The organism is Actinomadura sp. NPDC000929 (genome assembly GCF_040492065.1).
Taxonomy (GTDB): domain Bacteria; phylum Actinomycetota; class Actinomycetes; order Streptosporangiales; family Streptosporangiaceae; genus Spirillospora; species Spirillospora verrucosospora.
The window spans coordinates 1-23833 of record NZ_JBEUPA010000135.1; the positions used below are offsets into that span (position 1 = coordinate 1).

Genomic DNA, 23833 nt, shown 5'->3' on the forward strand with positions numbered 1-23833 from the left:
CCGGCGGACCCGCGGGCCCCAGAGGCGGCGGAGGGCCGGGAGGCGCGGGCCCGGGCGGGGGACCGGGCGGGCTCCTGAACGCCGGGACCCCCGGCGCCGCCGTCACCGCCGCCCTCAACGCCGGCGCCGCCTCCTACACCTGGGTCGCCGCCGCCGTCGGATCCAACACCGCCGCCGGCTACCAGCTCGCCACCGGCCGGCCCGTGATGGCCGTCGGCGGATTCAACGGCACCGACCCCGCCCCCACCCTCGCCGAGTTCCAGCGCCTCGCCCGCCAAGGAAAGATCCACTACTTCGTCGGCGGCGACCGCGGCCAGAACCGCGGCCCGGGAGGCGCCACGGCCCGCGGCGCCGGCAGTGCCAGTGGTGGCAGCGACGCCGCCCAGCAGATCAGCGCATGGGTCGCCGCGCACTACACCCCCGCCACCGTCGGCGGCGCCGTCCTGTACGACCTGACCCCCGGCGCGGGGTGACCGGTCGTCCCGCGCGGGGAAGGGAGGAAGGAGAACGGCACCAGCGAACAGGGAGTGACCCGATGGCCGACACGCTCGACGCCGACGAAGTCGCCGACCGCCTGCGCGGCCTGCCCGCCTGGAGCCGCGACGGCGACCAGATCCGCAGGCAGGTCACCGCCCCGTCCTTCCCCGCCGGGATCGAGGTGGTCGCCGACGTCGCCCGCGCCGCCGAGGACGCCGACCACCACCCCGACATCGACATCCGCTGGCGCACCCTGACCTTCGCCCTGACCACCCACAGCGCCGGCGGCCTCACCGGCAAGGACTTCGACCTCGCCGCGACGATCGACGAGATCGCCGCCCGGCACGGCGCCGGGTAGGGCCGCGATGGCCGTGCAGGTGGCGGTGTGCGGGCCGGGCGAGTGCACCGAGCTGCAGTGGGACCACGCCTACGAGACCGGCCGGATCCTCGCCGGGCGCGGCGCCGTGGTCGTGTGCGGCGGGCACGGCGGCGTGATGGCCGCCGCGGCCGCGGGCGCCCGCAGCGCCGGCGGCGTCGTGGTGGGGATCCTGCCCGCCGCCGACCGCGCCGCCGCCGGGCCCGACCTCACCGTCGCCGTCCCCACCGGCCTCGGCCAGGCCCGCAACAACGTCATCGTCAACGCCGCCGACGCCGTCATCGCCGTCGGCGGATCCTGGGGGACCCTGTCGGAGATCGCCCTGGCCATGCGGGCCGGGCGCATCCCCGTCGTCCAGCTCGGCGGCTGGCGCGTCCACGACGAGGACGGACGGCCGGTCGGCGGTATCGTGCACGCCGCCGACCCCGCCGCCGCCGTCCACGCCACCGGCCTGTGGCCCTAGCCCCGCACCCCGGTGCGCGGCGCGCGCGGCCGCGCGCGCCGCAGGATGAACAGCGCGAGGGTGAGGCACGCGGCCGCCAGCAGGATCACGCACGCCACCGTCAGCGCGGTCGTGTAGCCGTGCACCACGGCCGCGTCCGGGCGCGGGTGCGGGTGGGAGGCCAGGTAGGCCGCGGTCGCGCCGGCGGCCAGGGTGTTCAGCAGCGCGGTGCCCAGGGCCGCTCCGAGCTGCTGGGCGGCGTTGTAGGCGGCCGACGCCGCCCCGATGTCGTGGCCGCGCATGCCCTCGGTGGCCAGGGCGGCGGTCGGGGGCATCACGCAGCCCAGGCCGAGCCCGGTGAGCACGAGAGCGGGAAGCAGGGCGAAGGCGAACACGTCCGTGCCCGCCGCGGACAGGCGGGTCAGGACCAGCATCCCGGCGGCCGCGGTGAGCAGGCCCGGCACGATCACCGCCGCGGGCCGGACGCGGCCGTGGAGCCTCCCGGCGACGAGCACGGACCCGGCCAGCGCGGCCAGCGCGTTGATGATCAAGGTCAGTCCGGCCCGGACCGGTGAGTAGCCCAGCACCGTCTGGGTGTAGTAGCTCATGAACAGGTAGAAGCCGAACATCGCCACGAACATCAGGGTGATGGCGCAGAACGCGGCGGCGCGGGCGCGGTGCAGCAGGACCCGCATCGGCAGCAGCGGCCGGGGCGCGCGGATCTCGACGGCGGCGAACGCCGCCAGCAGCGCCGTCCCGCCGGCCAGGAGCGCCAGCACCTCGGCCGAGTCCCACCCCAGCGGTTCGGCCCGGTTGAACCCGTACACCACCGCGGCGAATCCCGCGAGGCTGAGCAGCGCTCCGGCGACGTCCAGCCGCCCCCGTTCCGGGATCGGCCGGTCCGCGGGCACCAGCGCGACGCCGAGCGCGGCGAGCAGCGCGATCGGCGCGTTGATGTACAGGCACCAGCGCCAGCCGGCGTACTCGGTCAGCAGGCCTCCGGCGATCAGGCCGATCGCCGAGCCCCCCGCGCCGACCGCGGCGAAGACCCCGAACGCCCGGCCGCGTTCGCGAGCCTCGGTGAAGGTGGTCGCCAGCAGCGACAGCCCGGCCGGCGCGAGCAGGGCGGCGAAGACGCCCTGCAGCGCCCGCGCCCCGAACAGCATCAGCGGGTTCACCGCCGCGCCGCCCAGCGCGGACGACGCGGCGAACCCCGCCAGCCCGACGAGGAAGGCGCGCCGGTGGCCGAGCACGCCGCTGACCCTGCCGCCGATGAGCAGCAGCCCACCGAAGGCCAGCGCATAGGCGGTGATCGCCCATTGCCGGTTCCCGTCCGACATCCCGAGCGCGTGCTGCGCCGACGGCAGCGCGATGTTCACGATCGTCCCGTCCAGGACCACCAGCAGCTGCGCCGCGCTCACCACCGCCAGCGTCCACCACCGCCGCCTGGACACGCGTCCCCGCCCGTCACCGGGCGCCTCGACGGCACTCGCCGTCACCTGAGTCGTGCTGTCTCCGACATCCATGACCTCCAGCGTTCCGTTGAAGGCGTCCCGGAGACTTCTCGCCGCTCGCGGCCCGTTCAACAGGGCCAGGCGGCCGACAACTCTCAACCCGAGTCGAACCCCCGGCCCCGGCCCCCGCTCTGATCGGCGGCGTGGACGCGGGAGTCCGGTATCCGATGGCTCACACGAAGGAGCGGCCCCAAGGGGCCGCTCCTTGTTGCGGGGCTACGCCCCGGGTTCTGCTGGAAGATCAGTGGGCCTGTCGCCAGAGCTCACGCTTCCGGGCCCTGGCGGGCCCGCCGATCCCGTTTCCGGCGTCTGGCCGCAGCCCTGCGGTTCCGCACCGCGTGCGCGACGGCGACGCCGATCGCGAGGAGAAGGAAGCAGACGGCGCCGACGATGGCGCCCTTCAGCGCGCCGTCCCCGATGGGATCGTCGAGGCCGCCGTTCACCATGTCGAGGAAGGCGCCCCAGGGGCACCCGGCGGCGACGAACGCGACGAACGCGCCAAGGGCCTCGACGGCGTTCCCGTCCTCCGCCGGGCGGTCCACGGTGTTCTCGATCCTGCACATATGATCACGACCTTCGGTCTTTCGTTCCGAGCTCCGGACGCACCGGAGCAGCCCTGGACGACCAGGGCTGGTCTTGACCGTGCGCGGGCGAAGGCCGAAGGCCACACCTCGATCCCGCCGGGCGGGGGCCTAGTGGGCGGAGAAGCCGCCGTCCACGAAGATCGACTGGCCGGTGACGTAGGCCGAGGACGGCGACGCCAGGAACACCGCGGCTCCGGCGAAGTCCTCCGCCAGGCCGTTGCGGCCGGCCAGGGTCCGCTCGGCGAGCGCCCGCACCTTCGCCGGGTCCGACGACAGGCGCGCGTTCAGCGGCGTCATCACGAAACCCGGCACGAGGGCGTTGGCGGTGACGCCGCGGCTCGACCACGCCTCGGCCTGCGACCGGGCCAGCGCCACCAGCCCCGCCTTGGACACCCCGTAGGCGCCGCTGGTCACCGACGCCCGGAACGCCTGCTGCGAGGCGATGTGGATCAGCCGCCCGAAGCCGCGCTCGGCCATCCCCGGCCCGAACCGCTGCCCGAGCAGGAACGGCGCCTCCAGGTTCACCGCCATCGTGGCGTCCCACACGTCGGCGCCGAGCTCGTCCATCGGCGGCCGCAGGTTCACCCCCGCCGCGTTGACCAGGATGTCGGGCTCGCCGAACGCCGACGCGGCGGCCTCGGCGGCGTCGGCGACCGCCTCACGCGACCCCAGGTCGGCGCTCACCGCCGCGGCCCGGCAGCCGTGCCCCTCCAGCTCGCGGACGGTCGCCGCGAGCTCGGCCTCCCGCCGCGCCACGACCACCACCGAGGCCCCGGCCCGCGCGAGCGCCCCGGCGATCGCCCTGCCGATCCCCGAGCTGCCTCCCGTCACCACCGCGACCCTGCCTTCCAGCGAGAACAGCTCGGCCAGGTACGGGAGGGAGGAAGGATGATCGCTCATGAGCGCAGAGTCTAGGGGGAGGGCGGCGGGTCGTCCGGCGGGTCCTCGCCGCGGCGGCGGTCCCGCCACACCACGAAGACGATCACCGCGACCACCACGAAGGTCGGCACGAAGAACGGCACCGCCGTGATGATCGGATGGGACGCCAGCACCCCCTGCGCCGTCATGCGCCCGCCTTCGCGGCCGACCCGTCCCGGGCCGCCCCGGCGGGCCCGGGACGCTCCGGCAGCCGCCGCGCGATCCGCGCCACGCCCCAGCCGAGCGACAGCACCAGCGCCAGGGTGCACAGCAGCACCACCGCCGAGCACGCCGCCCACAGCCAGCTCGGCACGTCGGTCTTCAGCTCACGCTGCAGGATGGTCCGCTCGCCCTGCAGGTCCCGGGTGAAGCGCGGCGGCGCGGGCAGCTCCTTCGCGCCGATCGCCGGGTCGTCGGGCAGGTAGACCGGGACGCCGGCCAGCGTCCGCCCGTCATGGACGCGCACCAGCGTCTTCCACTCGCCGTGCAGCGGCATCGGCTCGCTCGTGCGGTAGACGCCCTCGCGCACCCTGACCAGGCGGTCGACGTGCAGGCCCTGCCCCTGCCAGCCCGTCACCGTCACCCAGGCCGGACCGTCGACGGCGTCCGCGGGGGAGAACTCGACGCGCGCGTCGGCGGTGCGGTGCGCGGCGTCGCCGCGGACGCCGGTGAGGGTGACGGTGGCCGTTCTGCCCTGCGGGACCGAGACGACCAGCCCGTTGGCGACCGCCGCCGCGACCGCCAGGATCGCCGCCGCGAAGAGCCCGCGCGCCACCGCCGGACGCGGCGCCCGCCCGTGCAGCCCCTCGGCCAGCAGAGCCCCGCACAGCCCGCCCGCCACACCGCCCACCACGGCCATCGCCATGCCCTCGGCCACGATGTCCGGCGTCCACGGCAGCCGGAACGCCACCTGCCCGTAGGCGTACTCGGCGCCGAACCCGGCCGTGCCGATCAGCACGCCCGACACCGCGCCCAGCGCCAGCGGCCGCCGCGCCAGCGCCAGCGCCGCGACCTCCACGCACACCGCCTCGGCGAAGTACAGCGGCACCGCCGCCCACAGCTCCCCGATCACGCCGCCGACCAGCACCGACACCCCGCCGCGCACCAGCATGTAGAACACCACGGCGAACACCGCGCCGCCGCGCCCGGCCCACAGCCGCGCCGCGACCAGCGCGCAGCCCGCCGCCAGCGCGATCAGCAGCGGCTGGTGGACGAGCCGGAACTGCGGCACCCCGAAGTCGTACTCGGCCTGGAACACCGACAGCCCGATCAGCAGCCCGCCCGCGTGCATGCAGCGCCGCACGTACCGCAGCCGCCCCGGCGGCTGGCCGGCGTCCCCGCAGGCGCGGCGGCCCTCCCGCTCCAGCACCATCATCGCCACCAGCGACAGCCCCGCCCCGCCGATCAGCATCAGGTGCGTCGGCCCCCACAGCGTCACGTCCTGCCCGAAGATGCGGTGCCAGACGTCGTCGAGCGGGAACCCCAGCAGCGCGTAGAAGCCGGCGCCGGCCAGCAGCACGCCGCCCGCGGGGGCGTGCCAGTCCCGGGTGATCCGCACCGAGGCCGCGCCGGGGCGCTCGCCCCTGGGCAGCACGACGGCCAGCACCCCGGCGGTGAAGATGCCGAACAGCCCGATCAGGATGGGGTAGTGGGCGATGTTGGCCAGCGGCCCCTCGTCCCGGCCGTGCGAGATGTGCAGGGAGATGTCCCAGTACATTCCGAGCAGCGCGACCAGCAGCGACACCATCGCGACCGGGATCGGCAGCGCCGCCCACCCCGGGGTGCCGCGGCCCGGGCCGCGGGTCGCCAGGTCCGCCGCCCGCGCCAGGACGGTGACGCGGCCGCTGCGATGGCCCCAGCCGAGCACCAGCAGCACCGCCGTCAGGGCGGCCGCGGCGGTCGAGGCGATGAGGATCTGGTCGAGTGCCGCGCCGCCCGCCGGTTTGGCCGGCGCCGCGGCGAGCCGCGCCGCGACGCCCGCGCCGCCGATCGTCGCGCTCATGCCCGTCACGTGCTCCACCACCGCTGCTCCCTTGACGCGCGAACCAGGACGGCCCCGTACTGATCGGGGCGAACTCCCAAGCGGAGTATGCCACTTTCCAATGTGTCATTGTCTAGTGTCACACTTTGTGGTGTGCGACACCGGAACGGAAGGGGAGACATGCGGCGGACACGAGCGAGAGCGACCGCGGTGCTGGTCACGGCCACGGCCGCGCTGACGGCGGTGGCCGCCTGCGGAGAGCCCGCGTCACCGCCGTCAGGCGCGCGGACCGGTACGCCGCCCGCCGCGACGGGCGGCGCCCCGGCCGCGTCCGGGCGGCCGGCCGTCCGGATCGCCGTGACCGTGACCGGCGGGAAGCCCCGCACCGCGCAGCGCCGCGTGAAGGTCCCCCGCGGCGCCGCCGTCGAGATCACCGTCACCGGCGACACCGCCGACGAGTTCCACCTGCACGGCTACGACCGCGAGCTTCTGCTGCGCCCCGGAGCGACGGCCGTCCTGCGCTTCACCGCCGACACCCCCGGCGTGTTCGAGGCCGAACTGCACCACTCCGGCGCCCGCGTCCTCGAACTCCAGGTCAGGTGACCCGTGCACGTGCTCGCCCACGGGCTCGGCGGCCGCACCGACCTGCCGCTGGACGCCGTCGCCGCCATCACCGGCGGCGGCCTGGCCGTCGCGGCCACCTTCCTCGCCCTCACCGCCGCGTGGAAACGGCCCCGCCTCCACCCCGACGCCGGGCGCCCGCTGCCCCCCGCCCTCGCCCGCGCGCTGGACGCGCCCGCCCTCACCGCGGCCGGGCGCGCCCTCGCACTGGCCGCGTCCGCCCTGGTCGTCGCCGTCGCGTTCGCCGGACCCGCCTCCGACGCCCGCAACCTCGCCCCGTGGGCACTGTTCGTGACGTTCTGGGTGGGCCTGGTGCCCGCCAGCGTCCTGCTCGGACCCGTGTGGCGCCGCGTCAACCCGCTGCGGACTCTGCACTCCGCGCTCTGCCGCGCCACCCGCACCCCGGCGGCGGGGCGGCGCCCCCTGCCCGCCCGGCTCGGCTACTGGCCCGCCGCCGCGTGGCTCACCGGATTCGTCTGGCTGGAACTCGTCGCCCCGCACCGCTCCGACCCGCGCCTGGTCGGCGCCCTCATCCTCGCCTACGCCGCCGCCAACCTGGCCCCCGCCTGGTGGTTCGGCCGCGACTGGTTCACCCGCGCGGACGGGTTCGAGGCCTACTCCAGCCTGCTGGCCCGCCTGTGCCCCGTCGGGCGGCGCGGCGACGGCGCCCTCGTCCTGCGCACCCCGCTCACCGGCCTGATGAAGGGCGACCCCGAACCCGGACTGACCGCGACCGCCTGCGTGCTGATCGGCTCGACCGGATTCGACGGCGTCACCCGCACCACCTACTGGCGCGACAACGTCGACCCCGCGAGCGTCCGCGCCGGAACCCTCGGCCTGGCCGCCGCCGTCGGCGCCGTCGCGCTGCTGTACGTGGCGGCGCTGCGGCTCAGCGCACGGTTGACCCGCCAGGACCCGGCCCTCCCGCACGACCGGTCCGGGCCCGCCCGGTTCGCCGCGACCCTGCTGCCGATCGCCCTCGGCTACACCCTCGCCCACTACTTCTCGTTCTTCGTCCTGGAGGGCCAGACCACGTTCATCCTCGCCAGCGACCCCTTCGGGACGGGACTGGACCTGCTCGGCTCCACCGGCAACCGCGTCGACTACGACCTCGCCGGACCCACCCTCGTCGCGCAGGTCCAGGTCAACGCCATCGTCCTCGGCCACATCGCCGGGACGATCGCCGCGCACGACCTCGCCCTGCGCGGCCCCGGCCCGGCCACGCGCGGGCAGCTGCCCATCGCCGCCGTCATGGTCGCGCTCACCTGCGCCGGCCTGTTCGCCCTGCTGAGCGGCTGACCGCCCGCGCCGCGCGCACCGCTCAGCGCGCGAACTTCCACCGCATCGCGCCGTAGGGCTCCACCGTCCCCACCGCGAACACCGTGTGGAAGGTGATCCGGTAGACCCACCACGGCGGCGGCCCCGCGCTCTGCGCGCTGTAGGGCGCGGTGAACGCCTCGCCCTCCACCCGCGCCGGCCACCCGCCGTCCCGATACCCGGCCGCGACCGCCTCCAGGACCTCCGGGTCGGTGACGCGCCGGGCCTCGCCCTCCAGCACCACGTCCCCGACCGGCGTGCGGACCGAGACCGTGCACGCCGGGTTCGCCGCCAGGTTCCGCGACTTGCGCGTGCCGGGCCCGCTGACGACGTACAGGTCACCGTCGTGCCACAGCGCGCCGACGCCCGCCGAGTGCGGGCGCCCGTCCGGGCCGGCCGTGCCGAGGAACACCGGCGTCTCGGGCTTCGGCAGCGCCGCCTTCAGCGCGTCGCGCACGCCGTCCCACGCCAGCTCTCCGGCCCCGTAGATGTCGAGGTCGCGCGCCTCGACGGGTTCGCGGTCGCTCATCGTCGTCCTCCCTCGTGAAACCGCCCTCGAAAGGTAGACGGCGGGGCGGCCGCGAACTCATCGGCGCCCGGCCCCGGAGTCGCCGGAAGGGCGGCCCTGCCGGGACGGGCACCCCCGCGCCACTACTAAGTGGTACTGTATAGTGGTACTCAGTACTACAAGGTACCTGGAGATCGAAGGCCCGCGATGGACGACCTGACGGAGATGTTGAAGGGCACGCTCGAAGGCTGCGTGCTGGAGATCATCGGGGGCGAGGAGACCTACGGGTACGCCATCACGCGCCGGCTGAACGATCTCGGCTTCACCGACGTCGTCGAAGGGACGGTCTACACCATCCTGCTGCGGCTGGAGAGGAACGGGCTCGTCCAGGTGACGAAACGACCCTCCGTGGTCGGTCCGCCGCGCAAGTTCTATGCGCTCAACGACGCCGGACGCGAGGAACTCGCGAAGTTCTGGGCGAAATGGCAGTACGTCTCATCACGCATCGACAGCCTCAAGGAGGGCGGGAGATGAGTTTCTGGGAGACCGTCACAGGCAGTGATCTCACCAGAGAATGGAAAGCGTTCGAAGTCAGGGCCGCGGCCCTGCCGGAGGACCACCGGGCGGCATGGGAACAGATCAAGGCGCACCTCTCCCCCCACTCGGACTTCACCGGCCGCAACCTGATGCCGATCCTCGACGCCGCCCTGGGGCTGCTGGAGGAAACCTCGGCGGACGGGCAGAGCGTCCAGGAGGTGCTCGGCGACGACGTCCGAGGCTTCTGCGCGGCGCTGGCCGGCGGAGAGGGCGCCCGCACCTACCGCGACCGGTGGCGCGAGCAGCTGAACAGGAACGTCGCGAGGAAACTGAGCCGGCTGGGAGGCTGACGTGGGCATTCAGGACGTCATCGAGGGCAAGCGGCAGTGGCGGGCGCACATGGCGCGGGTCAAGGCGCTCCCGCCGGACTATCGGATCGTCTACAAGGAGATGCAGAGGTACCTGTTCAAGGTCGGGCCGGTGGACCTGCCCGACGGGCCTCTGCTCCCGGGGATCGTCGACTTCTTCGAGGAGGGCGCCGCCGCGGGCAGGGGAGTCCTGGAGCTCACCGGCGACGACGTCGCCGCGTTCTGCGACGACCTGATCAAGGACTCTCCCACCTACGCGGAGATCTACCAGGAATCCAGGAGCGGGGAACCCGGCCCGGCCGGGAAGTAGCGCCCGGCCGGTACCGGCGGAGCTCTGCAACGGGTGAGCCGAGACGGGCGCTCGGGCCCCTGACCACCCGTGGCGACAGCGGCTGCCAGACCACCTCCTGGTCGGTGGGCATCACCCTGGTCGGCTTCCTCTGGTCGATGAAGCTGTTCAACCGCGACCCCACCCGCCGACCGGGCCCACCGGGCCGCACAACACCCGAACGCGGCCCCGAGCACTTCCATTGAGCCACCGCTCGACCTCAAAGAGTAGCGAGCGCGTCCGGGCTCTTGCCAGGGCCGCCCTCGAGGGCTTTATGCTCGCTCCACGAGTTTAATCGAGGAGGGCCTCGTGCGGCGGCAACGGATCGATCTCGCAGCGATCGAAGCGGTCCTGCTGGACATGGACGGCACTCTCGTCGACTCCGACGCCTCGGTCGAGCGCGCCTGGTCGATCTGGGCCGCGGAGCACGGCGTCGACCCCGGCGCGGTGCTCGCCATCGCCCACGGGAGCCCGGCGGCACATACGGTTCGGCGGCTGCTCCCCGGCCTCGGCGAGGACGGCGCCGCCGCGGCGGCGCAGCGGCAGCACGCCCTGCAGCACGAGGACCTGGCGGAGGTCACCGCGACGCCCGGCGCGCATGACCTGATCGCCGCGCTCGGCCGGCTCGGACTGCCGTGGGCCGTGGTGACCAGCGCCGACGGGAGGCTGGCCGAGGCACGCCTGCAGGCGGCGGGGATCGATCCGCCCCTCCTCCTCACCATCGACGACGTGGCGGTGGGCAAACCCGACCCCGAGGGCTACCTGGAGGCCGCGGCCCGCCTGGGGATCCCTCCGGCCGCCTGCCTCGTGGTGGAGGACTCCGAGCCGGGCCTGGCCGCCGGCCGGGCGGCGGGCATGCCGACCGCGGCGCTGCGGGGGCTGCCCGGCGGGCTGTCCCTGCCCGACCTGGGGCGGCTGGCCGATCTGCTGGAGCGGTCGCGGCTCCGGCCGTGGTGGCGCGACGCCGTCGGCTACCAGGTGTACCTTCCGTCGTTCGCGGACGGCAACGACGACGGCTGGGGCGACCTGACGGGGGCGAGCGCGCACCTGGACCACCTGGCGCGCCTCGGGGTGGACGTGGTGTGGCTGACCCCCTTCTTCCGCTCGCCGATGCGCGACCACGGATACGACGTCGCCGACTACCGGGCCGTCGATCCCCTGTTCGGTGGGGAGGCCGCGCTGGACGTGCTGCTGGCGGAGGCGCACCGCCACGGCATGCGGGTGATCGGCGACCTGGTCGTCAACCACACCAGCGACGCCCACCCCTGGTTCGCCGCCGCCTCCTCTTCGCGGACGGACCCGCACCGCGAGTACTACATCTGGCGGGACCCGGCCCCCGGCGGCGGCCCGCCCAACAACTGGCCGTCCCATTTCGGCGGGCCGGCGTGGACGTTCAGCCCGGCGACCGGTCAGTACTACCTGCACCTGTTCCGCCCTGAACAGCCCGACCTCAACTGGCGCGACCCCGCGCTCGCGGCCGAGGTCGACGCGATCATCGAGTACTGGCTCGCGCGGGGACTGGACGGCTTCCGCGTCGACACGGCCGCCTACCTCGTCAAGGACGCGGACCTGCGGGACAATCCGCCGCTGCCCGCCGGCCGGCTCCTCCCGGCGCGGGGCGTGACGATGGACTGGCGCCGCCAGGAGCACCGCCATGACATCCACCAGCCCGATGTGCACGCCGTCCACGAGCGGTGGCGGCGCATCGCCGACCGGCACGACGCCCTCCTCGTCGGCGAAGTCTACGAACTCGACCCGCGGGCGCTGGCCCGTTTCGTCGAGGGCGAGCGGCTGCACTCGTCGTTCTGGTTCGGGCTGGTCGAAACCGGCTGGGACGCCGACCGGATCGACACCATGATCGAGGCCGCCGTGGCGGCGTCGCCGCGACTCTCGTGGGTCCAGGGCAACCACGACCGCTCCCGCGCCGCCACCCGGTTCGGGGACGGGCTCCGCGGCCGGCGCCGGTCACTCGCGCTCCACGTCCTGATGGCGCTGCTGCCTGGAACCTTCTGGCTCTACCAGGGCGAGGAACTCGGCCTGGGCGACGGGCGGGTCCCGCCCGGCCTCGGCGCCGACCCGCTGGGCGCCGCCCAGCCGGAGGAGAGCCGCGACGCCGCGCGCACCCCCATGCCGTGGCGGCCGGGTCCGGGACTGGGATTCACCACGGGGCGTCCGTGGCTGCCCGACGGCGCACGCGATGACGGCGACACCGTGGCGAGGCAGCGAGACGACCCGGCATCCCACCTGAACACCGTGGGCCGGCTGCTGGCCACCCGACGCCGGCTCACCCGCCGGCTGGCCGCCACCGACGAGGTGACCAGGGCCGTGCTCGCCGCACCGGTGACCGCCTACCGCAGGGGAGCGCTCTGGGCCGTGGTGAACCTGCGCGACGCCCCTGTGGCCGATGTCGACCTGCCCGCGCCGGCGGTGTTCGACACCGACGACCCCTCCGTCACGCTCGACCGGCCCAGGGCCGGCCGCGTCCGGCTCGCGCCCCAGCAGGCGCTCCTCCTCGCCGAAGGATGACCGGCACGACAACGCGCACGCCGAACGCGACGCCCGGCCATTCACACCACCGATGCACACCACCCGCGCTCACCCCCCACACTCCGACGAGGAGGGCGGCATGGCCGACGATGTGATCCCCTTCCATCTCGACGTCCCCGAGTCCGTACTCGACGACCTGCGGGGACGGTTGAACCGCACGCGGTGGCCGGATGAGGAGACGGTCGACGACTGGTCACAGGGCGTGCCCCTGGACTATCTGCGCGAACTGTGCCGGTACTGGGCCGAGGAGTACGACTGGCGGGCCACCGAGGCGCGCCTCAACGCGTTGCCGCAGTTCCGGACCTCCGTCGACGGGCTCGGGATCCACTTCCTCCACGTCCGCTCGCCTCACGAGGACGCGCTGCCGCTCGTCCTCACCCACGGCTGGCCGGGCTCGGTCGTGGAGTTCCTCAAGGTGATCGGACCGCTCACCGACCCGGCGGCCCACGGCGGCGACGCCCGCGACGCGTTCCACGTCGTCTGCCCGTCGCTGCCCGGCTACGGCTTCAGCGACAAGCCGGGCGACCCCGGCTGGGGCGTCGAGCGGATCGCCGCCGCCTGGATCCGCCTGATGGCTCGCCTCGGCTACGACCGGTACGGCGCGCAGGGCTCCGACTGGGGCACCACCATCACCACACTGATCGGCCGCCAGGATGCGGAGCACCTGGCCGGCATCCACCTCACCCCGCCCCTCGCGGCTCCGGACCCGGCGACGTTCGACGACCTCACCGCCGGGGAGCGGGCCGCCCTGGCCTCGCTGGAGGAGGCCCAGCGCCGGGAGGACGGCTACTCGCTGGAACAGTCCACCCGGCCGCAGACCGTCGGCTACGGGCTCGTCGACTCCCCGGCGCTGCTGTGCGCCTGGATCATCGAGAAGTTCCGCTTCTGGACCGACTGCGACGGCCACCCGGAGAACGCGCTCACTCGCGACGAACTGCTCGACAACCTCATGTTCTACTGGCTGCCCGGGACCGGGGCGTCCGCCGCCCGTCTCTACTGGGAGAGCTTCAGGCAGGTGCAGCGGGTCTTCACCGCCGGCGCGACGGACCTGGTGACCGTGCCGACCGGGTGCTCGGTGTTCCCGAAGGAGAACCCCCGCCCCTCCCGGCGGTGGGCCGAGAAGCGCTTCACCGACATCCGGCACTGGAACGAGCCCGAGAAGGGCGGTCACTTCGCGGCGTTCGAGCAACCTCGGCTCTTCGTCGAGGAGCTCCGCGTGTTCTTCCGCCTCGTCCGCTGACCAGACCCAGGTGCCCCGGTCACCCGGCGCACAGCCGACAGACCGCGAACAACGCCACCGGCCCGGCCCCCGAGCCGCGAAGACGGCGGGGCGGTCGCGAACTCATCGGCGCCCGCTTCCTAGAGTTGCGGGCATGGCTCCTTCGATCGCCACCGCGAACCGCGTCGACCGCTCCGAACTGCTGGAGTTCCTGCGTCCCCGCCACCACGCGCTGCTGTCCACCGCCCGCGCCGACGGCCGGCCCCAGATGTCGCCGGTGACGTGCGGCGTCGACGACCAGGGCCGCATCGTCGTGTCCACCTATCCCGAGCGGGCCAAGGCCCGCAACGCCCGCCGCGACCCGCGCGTGTCGGTGTGCGTGCTGTCCGACGACTTCAACGGCCCCTACGTGCAGGTCGACGGCGCCGCCGAGGTCATCGACATGCCCGAGGCCGCCGACGCGCTCGTCGACTACTACCGCTGCATCGCCGGGGAGCACCCCGACTGGGACGAGTACCGGGAGGCGATGCGCCGCCAGGACAAGTCCCTGATCCGCGTCACCATCGAGCGGTGGGGGCCGATCGCGACCGGCGGCTTCCCGGCACGCCTGGTCCCCGACAACTAGCGGCGCGCCGCGGCCCGCCCGGGCAGGCCGCGGCGCAGGAACTCCGCCGTGACCGAGGACGGCTCCTCCAGCAGCGCGGCGGGGGTGCCGGCGAACACGACCTCGCCGCCGTGCCGGCCCCCGCCGGGCCCGAGGTCGACCACCCAGTCGGCGTGCGCGACCACCTGGAGGTCGTGCTCGACGACGATGACGGTCCCGCCGCCGTCCACCAGCCGGTCCAGCAGCGCCAGCAGCGCCCCGACGTCGGACATGTGCAGGCCCGTCGTGGGCTCGTCCAGCACGTAGACCGTCCCGGGGCGGTGCAGCCGGGTCGCCAGCTTGATGCGCTGGCGCTCGCCGCCCGACAGCGACCCCAGCGGCCGCCCGAGCGTCATGTAGCCGAGCCCCACCTCGTTGAGAGCGCGCAGCCGCGCGGCGATCGCGCGTTCGGACGGGTCGGCGTCTCCGGCGGCGTCCCCGGTGAAGAACGGCAGTGCCTCCTCGGCGGTCATCGCCAGGACGTCCACGATCGTGCGGCCGCGCAGCGTGTGCGCGAGGACCTCGGGGCGGTACCGGCCGCCCCGGCACGCCCGGCACGTGGTGGTGACCGGGTCCATGAACGCCAGGTCGGTGACGATGACGCCGTTGCCGTCGCACTCGGGGCACGCGCCCTTGGAGTTGTGGCTGAACAGCGCCGCGTCGGCGCCGCTCGCCCGCGCGAACAGGCGGCGCAGCGGGTCCATCACGCCGACGAACGTGGCGGGGCTGGACCGGCGGGACGCCGCGATCGCCGACTGGTCCACCACGACGGCGCCGGGGTGCCGCGCGGCGAACTCGTCCATGACCAGGGTGCTCTTGCCCGACCCGGCCACGCCGGTGACCGCCGTGAGCACGCCGGCGGGGAACCGCACCGTCACGTCCTTGAGGTTGTGGGTGCGGGCGCCGGTCACCTCCAGCCATCCGCCCGGCTCCCGGAACGCGTCCTTCACCCGCACCGCGCGGCCCAGCGCCCGCCCGGTCGGGGTCGCGGCCGCGCGCAGCCCCGCGACCGTGCCGGTGAACACGACCTCGCCGCCGTGCACGCCCGCACCGGGCCCCATGTCGACCACGTGGTCGGCGACGGCGATCACCGCCGGGTCGTGCTCGACCACCAGCACGGTGTTGCCCTTGTCGCGCAGCCGCAGCAGCAGCGCGTTCAGCCGGTCGACGTCGCGCGGGTGCAGGCCCGCGCTCGGCTCGTCGAAGATGTAGGTCATCCCGGTCAGGCTGGACCCCAGGTGCCGGACGACCTTGAGCCGCTGCGCCTCCCCGCCCGACAGCGTGCGGGTCGGCCGGTCCAGGGACAGGTAGGACAGGCCGATGTCGGTCAGCCGCCGCAGCCGCGCGGCGGCCTCCCCGGCGACCCGCGCGGCGACCGGGTCGGTGATCTCGCCGAGCGCGGCGACCAGGTCCCCGACCTCCATTCGCGACATCTCGGCGATGGTGCGGCCGCCGACGCGCGAGGCCAGCGCCGCCGCGTTGAGCCGCGCTCCGCCGCAGGCCGGGCAGGTCTGCTCGCGCACCACGCGGCGGGCCGCGTCGCGCACCTTGGGCGGCAGGGACGCCAGGTCCCGCTTGAGGTAGAGGCGCTGGAACCGCTCGATCATGCCCTCGTAGGCGTTGTGGCCCATCGACCCGGTCCGGTTGCGGCGCGGCACCCGGAACCCCTTGCCGTGCAGGAGCAGGTCCCACTCCTCGGGGGTGAAGTCCCGCAGCGGCTTGTCGGGGTCGAACAGGCCCGACTCGGCGTAGAGCTGCCACACGAACGTCCCCACGCCGAACGGCGGGAAGTCGACGGCGCCCTCGTTCAGCGACCGCCCGGTGTCCAGGAACCGGTCCAGGTCGACCCGCGCGACGTGCCCGAGGCCGTCGCATTCGGGGCACATGCCGCGCGGGTCGTTGAAGGAGTAGGCGGCGGCCTCGCCGGCGCTCGGCGTGCCGTGCCGGGAGAACAGGACGCGCAGGACGGGGGAGATGTCGGTGATGGTGCCGACCGTGGAGCGGGCGTTGCCGCCGATCGGCCGCTGGTCGACCACGACCGCCGGCGCGAGGCGGTCGATGACGTCGGCGTCGGGCCGCTCGCGGCGGGGCATCCGGTCGCGGGCGAACCAGCTGAGCGTCTCGTTCAGCTGCCGCTGCGACTCCGCCGCGACCGTCCCGAACACGATCGACGACTTGCCGGAGCCCGACACCCCGGTGAACACCACGAGCCGGTTCTTGGGGATGCGCAGCGAGACGTCCTTGAGGTTGTTGTTCCTGGCGCCGGCGATGACGATGTGGTCCCCGTTCATGACCGGAACGCTAGGAGGCAAAGAGGCCAGATCCTGACCGCATTCGCCGCATACTGGGGTCATGTCGTCCGAACGCCTGCTGCGGCTGCTGTCGCTGCTGCAGACCCGCCGCGAGTGGAGCGGCCCGGAGCTGTGCGAGCGCCTGTCCGTCAGCCCCCGCACCGTCCGCCGCGACATCGAGCGGCTGCGCGGCCTCGGGTACCCCGTGCACGCCACGCTCGGCGCGGCCGGCGGCTACGTCCTGGAGGCCGGGGCCGCGATGCCGCCGCTGCTGCTGGACGACGAGGAGGCCGTCGCGATCGCCGTCGGGCTGCGCGCCGCCACCGGGGGAGCGGTCGAGGGCATCGCCGAGGCGTCCGTGCGCGCCCTGGCCAAGCTCGAACAGGTCCTGCCCGCGCGGCTGCGGCGCCGCGTCACCGCCCTGCACGCCGCCACCACCACCCTGGGCTCACCGCCCGCCGGGCCGGTCGCGGCCCCCGAGACCCTGACGGTGCTGGCCGCGGCGTGCCGCGACCACGAGCGCGTCCGCTTCGCCTACCGCGGCGCCGACGGGCGGGAGACCCGGCGCCTGGTCGAGCCGCACGGCCTGGTGTCGGCGGGGCGGCGCTGGTACCTGGTCGCGTTCGACACCGTCCGCGACGACTGGCGGGTCTTCCGCGTCGACCGCGCGTCCTCCCCGCTGCCGACCGGCGTGCGCGTCGCGCCGCGGGAGCTGCCCGCCGCCGACACGGGCGAGTTCGTCACCCGCTTCTTGGCGGGATCGGATCCGGCGACGCGGGCGGTGCTGCTCGTGCGCGCGTCCGCGCGGGAACTGGCCGACCGGTTCCGCGTGGCCGAGAACGAGATCGAGCCGGTCGACGACCGCACCTGCGTGCTGCGCACCTCCGCCGACTCGCTGGAGTGGACGGCGCTGCGCATCGCCTACCTCGACATCGACTTCGAGATCCGCGAACCGGCCGAGCTGCGCGACCGCGTGGCGGCCATGGCCGAGCGCCTGGCCCGCGCCGCCCGGCCGGGGCGCCTCACCGGCCCGGCGGCTTCGCCTCGGAATGATCGCTGTACCTGACAGAAGATGTCAGCTTCCCCTGGGAGTCTGAGGGCACACCGATCACGAAGGAGCCGATAGATGCCCGGTATCGCGGAGTTCGTCGCCGTCAGCCTCGACTGCCCGGAGCCGCCCGCCCTCGCCGCGTTCTACGCCGCGGTGACCGGAGGCGAGATCACCTACGACACCCCCGAGGCCGCCGCCGTCAAGCTGCCCAACGGCATGGACGTCTACTTCCAGGGCGTCGCCGGGCACCGGCCGCCCACCTGGCCCGAGGGGGAGCGGCCTCAGCAGTTCCACCTCGACTTCTACGTCGACGACCTGGACAAGGCCGAGGAGACCGTCACCGGCCTCGGCGGGGCCAGGCCCGACTTCCAGCCCGGCGGCGACCGCTGGCGCGTCCTGACCGACCCGGCCGGGCACCCCTTCTGCGTCTGCCTGCGCCAGAACTAGCCGGAGACCCGGACTAGCCGAGCACCCGCACCGGCACGCCGCCGCGCGGGCGCATCGCGGTCACGCTCGTCGGCGTGGCGGCGGGGGAGACCAGGGACAGCCGCGTGCGGCGCAGCAGGCACGCCAGCATCGTCTTGATCTCCACCGTCGCCAGCGTCGAGCCGATGCAGCGGTGCGGGCCGCCGCCGAACGGAAGGTACGTCGCGGGAGTGGTGGGGCGGTACAGCTCCGAGGACCGGTCCCACCGCTCGGGCAGGAACCGCCCCGCCTGCGGCCACACCTCCGGCATCCGGTGGGTGACGAACGGCGAGTAGAACACCATCGCCCCCGCCGGGACCCGGTGCCCGCCGTAGGAGAAGTCCTCGACCGGGACGCGGGCGCTGAGCACGGCGGGCGGGAACAGCCGCAGCGTCTCGTTCACCACCCCGTCCAGGTACTCCAGCGCGGGCAGGTCGGCGGCCTCGACCGGCCGGTCGCCGACCACCTCGGCCACCTCCCGCCGCGCCCGCTCCTCGGCCCGCGGATGGGCCAGCAGCGCGTGCACCGCCCACGCCATCGCCGCGCTGGTGGTGTCGTACCCGGCCGAGATCAGGCTGATGACCTGGTCCTGGAGCTCCTGGCGGGTCAGGCCCGCGCCGTCCTCGTCGCGCGAGGACAGCAGCATGCCCAGCACGTCGTCGTACTCGCCGCCCTCGCGCAGCCGCCGCTCGATCTCCTCGTCCACCCGCCGGGCGACCAGCGCCCGCGACTCCGCGACGCGCCGCATGTAGGGGTTGGGCACCGACCGCAGCACCATCTGCAGCACGAAGTTGCGGTCGACGGCCGCGAGCGCGACCTGCAGGCGCCGCCCGATCACCTCACTGTCGGCGGCGAGCCGGTCGCCGAACAGCACCTCCACCGTGCTGCGGCGGATCACCGCGCGCAGCTCGGCGTAGGCGTCCAGCGTCCGGCCGGGGCGCCAGGACTCCAGCGCCGCGTCGGTGTTGGCCGCCATCCGCGCCACGTACCCGGCGACGCGCCGGTGGTGGAAGGCCGGCTGCACGAGCCTGCGCCGCCGCCGGTGGTCGGCGCCGTCGCTGACGATCAGCGCGGTCTCCCCGTTCACCGGCACCAGCAGGTCGAACGCCTCCCGCCAGCGGAACAGGCCGGAGTTGGCGAACACGAACGCGTTGGCGTCGGGGCCGAACAGGTGCACGAACGGCATCCGGCGCGTCCCGACGACGGCGACCGGGCCCGCCTCGGCGTACAGGCGCAGCAGGCTCGCGCACGGGTTCCTCGTGAACCCGATCCCGTGCCGGACCGTCAGCGACGGCGAGGGGCCCCGCGCCCTCCCGCCCGCCGTGCGGGCCTTGGGGGGACGGGGCGCGCGTACCGGGGTGTCGGGTGCCACGCGCCCCACTATCGCACGCCCCCCGCCGTCCCGGCGCCGGGCGCGGTGGGAGGATGGGACCCGTGACGGACGACCGCGCGGAAGGGACGCCCCAGCCCAGGCCGGGCACGCAGACGGTGGACCGCTCCGTGGCGGTGCTGCGGTCCTTCGAGGACGCCGCCCGGCAGACCCCCACCGAGATCGCGCACCGCCTCGGCCTGTCGGTCAGCACCGCGCACCGCATCGTGGGCGCCCTGCACGCCACCGGGATGCTCGCGCAGGACCCCGCGACCGAGCGGTACTTCCTCGGCCCCACCACCGCCATCCTCGGCCGCCTGGCGCTGGAGCGGATGGGCTCGACCCTGCTGCAGCCCGAGCTGACCGCGCTGCGCGACGGGACGGGCGAGGCGGTCAGCCTCGGCGTACGGGCCGGCGACGAGGTCGCGGTGCTGCTGCACCTGCCGTCGGTCCATCCGCTGCGCTACGACCAGCCGCCCGGCGACCGCGACCCGATCCACGCGTGCGCGACGGGCAAGGCGCTGCTGGCCTTCGACGGCGCCCCCGTCGCGATGGAGGAGCCCTACGCCCGCCACACCTCCGCCACCCTCACCACGCGCGCCGAGCTGGAGGCCGACCTGCGGGGCGTCCGCGAACGCGGCTACTCCGTCAACGACGAGGAGCGGCTGGCCGGCGTCCGCGCCGTGGCCGCGCCGGTCCGCGACGGCGGCGGGCGCGTGTTCGCCGCCGTCGCGCTGCAGGGCCCCTCGGTGCGGTTCGGCGATGACCGGATGCCCGCCCTGGCCGAAGCGGTGAAGGCCGCCGCGAGCCGCCTCACCGACCTGCACCGCCATCTGTCCTGACCGCCCACCCGTCCTGACCGCTGCGCCCTAGCCCGTCGCGGCGGAGGCGGCGGCCAGCTCGTCCAGCAGCGCCGCCACCGCGGGCGGCCGCGGGCCCGCGGCGACGACCGCGCTGACGCGGCGACTCCCGACGCCGCGCACGTCGGGCAGCGCCACGCCCGGCTCGGTGTGCAGGGCGAGCGCCAGCGCCGGCAGCGTCGTCACGGCCAGGCCCCGCGCGACCAGCCGCTGGACCGCGACGTGGTCCTCGGTGGCGAAGGCGATGTCGGGGGTGAACCCGGCGCGCGCGCACGCCCACCGCAGATGGTCGCGGCACCGCGCGCAGCCCGACGCCCACGTCTCCCCGGCCAGGTCCTCCAGCCGCGGCCGCTCCGCCGACGCCAGCGGATGCGCCGCCGGGACCAGCAGCCGCAGCGGGTCCTCGCACAGCACGACCTCCCGGAACCGCGCATCGGTCTCGGGCGGCACGGACGCGTGCCGGAACACCACCGCGACGTCGGCCTCCCCGGCGCGCAGCAGCGCCAGCGCCTCGGGCGGCTCGGCGTCCACCAGGGTCACCGACACTCCCGGCGCGCGGGCGCGCAGCCGGACCAGGGCGTCGGGCATCAGCCCGCCCGCCGCCGTGGGGAACACCGCGGCCCGCACCCGGCCGGCGCGCAGCCCGGCGATCGCGGCGATCCGCTCCTCGGCGTCGCCCATGCGGGCCAGCACGTCCTCGACGTGCTCGACCAGGACCCGGCCCGCCTCGGTCAGCCGCACGCCCCGGCCGTGCCGCACCACCAGCGGGGTGCCGACCTCGGCCTCCAGGCGCGCGATGTGGTGCGACACCGCGGGCTGGGTGTAGGCCAGGGAGCGGGCGGCGGCGGTCATCGACCCGAGCCGCGCCACCTCGCGCAGGATCCGGCCGCGATGCAGGTCCAGCATCGCCGCAAGGTATCAACGCCACTGATGGGACGCCAAGAAAACCGTACTTTGTGCTATGGCCCGGCGGTGCCCCACGATCGGGACATGGCCCTTTCCCTGCCGCAGGCGCGGCGCGAGTTCGGCGCCGGCGTCGCCTTCCTCAACACCGCCACCTACGGGCTGCCGCCGCGCGCCGCGCACGAGGCGATGCTCGCCGCCGAACGCGACCGGGCGTCCGGGGTGCTGGACCCCGGCGCGCTGGACGAGGCGGTCACGCGCTCCCGGGAGGCGTTCGCGCGGCTCCTGGGCGTCCCGGCGGACCGGGTCGCGTGCGGCCCGCAGGTGTCCTACTTCACCGGGCTGGTCGCGGCGTCGCTGCCCGCCGGCGCCGAGGTCCTGGTCGCCGACGGCGACTTCACCTCGCTGCTGTTCCCGTTCGCCGCCCGCCCCGACCTGAGCGTCCGGTCGGTCCCGCTGGAGCGGATCGCCGAGCACGTCGGCGCGGGCACCGCCCTGGTCGCGGTGTCGGCGGTGCAGTCCGCCGACGGCCGCATCGCCCCCATGGACGAGATCATCGGCGCCGCCCGCGCGCACGGCGCCCGCGTCCTGCTGGACGCCACCCAGGCCGCCGGATGGCTGCCGCTGCCCGCCGACCGCGTCGACTGGCTGGTCGCCGGCGGCTACAAGTGGCTGCTCGGCCCGCGCGGGACCTGCTTCCTGGCCGGCGCCCGCGACGCCCTGGACGCCCTGCCCGCCATCGGCGCCGGCTGGTACGCCGGCGCCGACGTCTGGGACTCCATCTACGGGCTGCCGCTGCGCCTGGCCGGCGGCGCCCGCCGCCTGGACCTGTCCCCGGCGTGGCAGTGCTGGGCCGGGCACGCCCCCGCCCTGGAACTGCTGGAACAGGTCGGCATCCCGGCGATCCACGACCACGACGTCGCGCTGGCGCGCCGGTTCGCCGCCGGCCTCGGCCTCCCGCCGGGCGACTCGGCGATCGTGTCGGTGCCCGTCCCCGACGGCGCCGCCGACCTGCTGCGCCGCAACGGCGTCATCGCCTCCGTGCGGGCCGGGCGGCTGCGCTGCGCGTTCCATCTCAGCACCACCGAGGCCGACGTCGACAAGGCCGTCGGACTGCTCGCCCCGCTCGTGCCCGCCGCCGGGTGAAGTTCTTACAAGGTTCGAACAAGGTGCCTTGACCGGCCCGTCCGAGCCGCCCCGGCCGGGTCCCGCGCCCTACGTTCGTGCGCATGAACGTACTGCTCACCGGGTCGGCGGGCTTCATCGGCTCGCACATCGCCGAGGCCCTGACCGCCGCCGGCCACAGCGTCCGCGGGCTCGACACCCGCCCCGACGGGCTCGGCGACCCGCCCGCCGACGTCCGCGACGCCGCCGCGGTCGCGCGGCGGCTGCGGGGCGTCGACGCCGTCTGCCACCAGGCCGCCAAGGTCGGCCTCGGCGTGGACGTCTCCGACCTGCCCGACTACGCCTCCGTCAACGTGCAGGGCACCGCCGTGCTGCTCGCCGAGATGGCCCGCGCCGGCGTCGGCGTCCTGGTGCTGGCGTCCTCGATGGTCGTCTACGGGGAGGGCGCCTACGCCTGCGCCGCCCACGGTCCCGTCCGCCCCGGGCCCCGCCCGGAGGACGCCCTGCGCGCCGGACGGTTCGAGCCGCCGTGCCCGGCGTGCGGGAAGCCGCTCGCGCCCGGCGCCGTCGGCGAGGAGACCCCGCCCGGCCCCCGCAACGCCTACGCCGACACCAAGCTCGCCCAGGAGCACCTGTCCGCGTCGTGGGCGCGCGCGACCGGCGGCTCCGTCGCCGCGCTGCGCTACCACAACGTCTACGGGCCGCGGATGCCGCGCGACACCCCCTACGCCGGCGTCGCGGCGATCTTCCGGTCGCGGCTGATGGACGGGCGGGCGCCGCTGGTGTTCGAGGACGGCGCGCAGCGCCGCGACTTCGTCCACGTCCGCGACGTCGCCCGCGCCGGCGTGCTGGCGCTGGAGCGCACCGCGGCCGCCCCGCCCGAGCCCGGCGCCCTGCGCGCCTACAACATCGCCAGCGGCGACCCCCGTACCGTCGGCGACATGGCCGGCGCGCTCGCCGACGTGTTCGGCGGCCCCCGCCCCCGCGTCACCGGGGACTACCGGCTCGGGGACGTCCGCCACATCGTCGCCCGGCCCGACCGCGCCCGCCGCGAGCTCGGCTTCCGCCCGCGGGTGCCGTTCGCCGAGGGCGTCGCCGAGTTCGCCCGGACGCACGTCACCAGTTCGTAAGGGTCGCCGCCCCATCACCGAAAGTAGCGTCTGAGCTGTGATCGATGTGGTTCTCCCGTGCCTGAACGAGGCCGAGGCGTTGCCCTGGGTCCTCGACCGGATGCCCGACGGGTTCCGGGCCCTGGTGGTCGACAACGCCTCCACCGACGACTCCGCGCGCGTGGCCGCCGACCGCGGCGCCCGCGTCGTGGCCGCGCCGCAGCGCGGCTTCGGCGGTCGATTCACGTCCTTCCTCGCTGCAACCGGTACTGCTTCTCAG

Annotated in this window: 26 protein-coding genes; 17 read left to right on the top strand and 9 right to left on the bottom strand. The window is 75.0% G+C overall.

The window, feature by feature from the left end; genetic code table 11:
• From ABWI04_RS33235 to ABWI04_RS33245, 3 genes are all read left to right on the top strand, one after another.
• Nucleotides 1-473: mannosyltransferase YkcB-related protein (locus tag ABWI04_RS33235; RefSeq protein WP_502913201.1), on the top strand; the 473-nt coding region annotated here is incomplete at its 5' end.
• A gap of 62 nt (nucleotides 474-535) precedes the next feature.
• The gene (locus ABWI04_RS33240) at nucleotides 536-835 is read left to right on the top strand and encodes a 4a-hydroxytetrahydrobiopterin dehydratase (RefSeq protein ID WP_345186951.1); all 300 of its coding nucleotides are present in this window, start codon (nucleotides 536-538) and stop codon (nucleotides 833-835) included.
• Nucleotides 836-842: 7 nt separating this feature from the next.
• Nucleotides 843-1316 (top strand): TIGR00725 family protein, encoded by a 474-nt coding sequence (locus ABWI04_RS33245; RefSeq protein WP_353834886.1) that lies wholly within the window; start codon nucleotides 843-845, stop codon nucleotides 1314-1316.
• On the opposite strand, the gene ABWI04_RS33250 is transcribed toward ABWI04_RS33245, so the two are convergent.
• The 5 genes from ABWI04_RS33250 to ABWI04_RS33270 form a co-directional block, all read right to left on the bottom strand.
• A complete protein-coding gene (locus ABWI04_RS33250) occupies nucleotides 1313-2821 on the bottom strand; it encodes an MFS transporter (RefSeq protein WP_353834887.1) in 1509 nt (502 codons plus the stop codon). The genes ABWI04_RS33245 and ABWI04_RS33250 overlap by 4 nt on opposite strands.
• A gap of 251 nt (nucleotides 2822-3072) precedes the next feature.
• Nucleotides 3073-3372: a hypothetical protein gene (locus ABWI04_RS33255; protein ID WP_353834888.1), complete on the bottom strand. Its 300-nt coding sequence runs from the start codon at nucleotides 3370-3372 to the stop codon at nucleotides 3073-3075.
• A 129-nt stretch (nucleotides 3373-3501) separates the two neighbouring features.
• Complete coding sequence (locus ABWI04_RS33260) at nucleotides 3502-4293, bottom strand: SDR family NAD(P)-dependent oxidoreductase (protein ID WP_345186941.1); 792 nt, start codon at nucleotides 4291-4293, stop codon at nucleotides 3502-3504.
• Nucleotides 4294-4304: 11 nt separating this feature from the next.
• A complete protein-coding gene (locus tag ABWI04_RS33265) occupies nucleotides 4305-4460 on the bottom strand; it encodes a hypothetical protein (protein WP_345186938.1) in 156 nt (51 codons plus the stop codon).
• Nucleotides 4457-6331 carry a hypothetical protein gene (locus ABWI04_RS33270; RefSeq protein ID WP_353834889.1) on the bottom strand — a complete coding sequence of 625 codons (1875 nt, stop codon included), beginning with the start codon at nucleotides 6329-6331 and terminating at the stop codon, nucleotides 4457-4459. The genes ABWI04_RS33265 and ABWI04_RS33270 overlap by 4 nt, the downstream gene beginning before the upstream one ends.
• Before the next feature lie 141 nt (nucleotides 6332-6472).
• Here ABWI04_RS33270 and ABWI04_RS33275 point away from each other — a divergent pair, with 141 nt between their 5' ends.
• Together ABWI04_RS33275 and ABWI04_RS33280 are read left to right on the top strand one after the other, a co-directional pair.
• Nucleotides 6473-6895, top strand: a complete 423-nt coding sequence (locus ABWI04_RS33275) for a cupredoxin domain-containing protein (protein ID WP_353834890.1) — start codon at nucleotides 6473-6475, stop codon at nucleotides 6893-6895.
• 3 nt (nucleotides 6896-6898) lie between these two features.
• Nucleotides 6899-8212 carry a hypothetical protein gene (locus ABWI04_RS33280; protein ID WP_353834891.1) on the top strand — a complete coding sequence of 438 codons (1314 nt, stop codon included), beginning with the start codon at nucleotides 6899-6901 and terminating at the stop codon, nucleotides 8210-8212.
• Nucleotides 8213-8234: 22 nt separating this feature from the next.
• Here the strand turns inward: ABWI04_RS33280 and ABWI04_RS33285 are convergent, their stop codons facing one another.
• Entirely contained in the window at nucleotides 8235-8759 is a 525-nt protein-coding gene (locus ABWI04_RS33285) for a pyridoxamine 5'-phosphate oxidase family protein (RefSeq protein WP_345186929.1), read from the bottom strand.
• 186 nt (nucleotides 8760-8945) lie between these two features.
• Between ABWI04_RS33285 and ABWI04_RS33290 the strand changes: the two genes are divergently transcribed.
• From ABWI04_RS33290 to ABWI04_RS33315, 6 genes are all read left to right on the top strand, one after another.
• The gene (locus ABWI04_RS33290) at nucleotides 8946-9272 is read left to right on the top strand and encodes a PadR family transcriptional regulator (RefSeq protein WP_353834892.1); all 327 of its coding nucleotides are present in this window, start codon (nucleotides 8946-8948) and stop codon (nucleotides 9270-9272) included.
• Nucleotides 9269-9625, top strand: coding sequence for a DUF1048 domain-containing protein (locus ABWI04_RS33295; RefSeq protein ID WP_353834893.1), 357 nt, complete (start codon nucleotides 9269-9271; stop codon nucleotides 9623-9625). Before ABWI04_RS33290 ends, ABWI04_RS33295 begins: the two co-directional genes overlap by 4 nt.
• Nucleotide 9626: 1 nt before the next feature.
• Nucleotides 9627-9953 (top strand): DUF1048 domain-containing protein, encoded by a 327-nt coding sequence (locus ABWI04_RS33300; RefSeq protein ID WP_345186922.1) that lies wholly within the window; start codon nucleotides 9627-9629, stop codon nucleotides 9951-9953.
• A gap of 327 nt (nucleotides 9954-10280) precedes the next feature.
• Complete coding sequence (locus tag ABWI04_RS33305; RefSeq protein WP_353834894.1) at nucleotides 10281-12497, top strand: HAD-IA family hydrolase; 2217 nt, start codon at nucleotides 10281-10283, stop codon at nucleotides 12495-12497.
• 100 nt (nucleotides 12498-12597) lie between these two features.
• Nucleotides 12598-13758, top strand: coding sequence for an epoxide hydrolase family protein (locus ABWI04_RS33310; protein WP_353834895.1), 1161 nt, complete (start codon nucleotides 12598-12600; stop codon nucleotides 13756-13758).
• A 133-nt stretch (nucleotides 13759-13891) separates the two neighbouring features.
• On the top strand, nucleotides 13892-14362 hold the full coding sequence (locus ABWI04_RS33315) for a PPOX class F420-dependent oxidoreductase (RefSeq protein WP_353834896.1): 471 nt from the start codon (nucleotides 13892-13894) through the stop codon (nucleotides 14360-14362).
• Here ABWI04_RS33315 and ABWI04_RS33320 read toward each other — a convergent pair.
• On the bottom strand, nucleotides 14359-16671 hold the full coding sequence (locus ABWI04_RS33320) for an ATP-binding cassette domain-containing protein (protein ID WP_353834897.1): 2313 nt from the start codon (nucleotides 16669-16671) through the stop codon (nucleotides 14359-14361). The genes ABWI04_RS33315 and ABWI04_RS33320 overlap by 4 nt on opposite strands.
• Before the next feature lie 61 nt (nucleotides 16672-16732).
• Here ABWI04_RS33320 and ABWI04_RS33325 point away from each other — a divergent pair, with 61 nt between their 5' ends.
• Together ABWI04_RS33325 and ABWI04_RS33330 are read left to right on the top strand one after the other, a co-directional pair.
• The gene (locus tag ABWI04_RS33325) at nucleotides 16733-17737 is read left to right on the top strand and encodes a helix-turn-helix transcriptional regulator (RefSeq protein ID WP_353834898.1); all 1005 of its coding nucleotides are present in this window, start codon (nucleotides 16733-16735) and stop codon (nucleotides 17735-17737) included.
• Nucleotides 17738-17797: 60 nt separating this feature from the next.
• On the top strand, nucleotides 17798-18169 hold the full coding sequence (locus tag ABWI04_RS33330) for a VOC family protein (protein WP_345186909.1): 372 nt from the start codon (nucleotides 17798-17800) through the stop codon (nucleotides 18167-18169).
• Between the two features lie 13 nt (nucleotides 18170-18182).
• Here the strand turns inward: ABWI04_RS33330 and ABWI04_RS33335 are convergent, their stop codons facing one another.
• Nucleotides 18183-19559, bottom strand: a complete 1377-nt coding sequence (locus ABWI04_RS33335) for a cytochrome P450 (protein WP_353834899.1) — start codon at nucleotides 19557-19559, stop codon at nucleotides 18183-18185.
• A gap of 62 nt (nucleotides 19560-19621) precedes the next feature.
• Here ABWI04_RS33335 and ABWI04_RS33340 point away from each other — a divergent pair, with 62 nt between their 5' ends.
• A complete protein-coding gene (locus ABWI04_RS33340) occupies nucleotides 19622-20398 on the top strand; it encodes an IclR family transcriptional regulator (RefSeq protein ID WP_345186904.1) in 777 nt (258 codons plus the stop codon).
• Nucleotides 20399-20425: 27 nt separating this feature from the next.
• Here the strand turns inward: ABWI04_RS33340 and ABWI04_RS33345 are convergent, their stop codons facing one another.
• The gene (locus ABWI04_RS33345; RefSeq protein ID WP_353834900.1) at nucleotides 20426-21322 is read right to left on the bottom strand and encodes a LysR family transcriptional regulator; all 897 of its coding nucleotides are present in this window, start codon (nucleotides 21320-21322) and stop codon (nucleotides 20426-20428) included.
• Between the two features lie 84 nt (nucleotides 21323-21406).
• Between ABWI04_RS33345 and ABWI04_RS33350 the strand changes: the two genes are divergently transcribed.
• From ABWI04_RS33350 to ABWI04_RS33360, 3 genes are all read left to right on the top strand, one after another.
• Entirely contained in the window at nucleotides 21407-22465 is a 1059-nt protein-coding gene (locus tag ABWI04_RS33350; RefSeq protein ID WP_353834901.1) for an aminotransferase class V-fold PLP-dependent enzyme, read from the top strand.
• 83 nt (nucleotides 22466-22548) lie between these two features.
• Nucleotides 22549-23574 (top strand): NAD-dependent epimerase/dehydratase family protein, encoded by a 1026-nt coding sequence (locus tag ABWI04_RS33355; RefSeq protein ID WP_353834902.1) that lies wholly within the window; start codon nucleotides 22549-22551, stop codon nucleotides 23572-23574.
• Between the two features lie 37 nt (nucleotides 23575-23611).
• Nucleotides 23612-23833: glycosyltransferase (locus ABWI04_RS33360; protein WP_353834903.1), on the top strand; the 222-nt coding region annotated here is incomplete at its 3' end.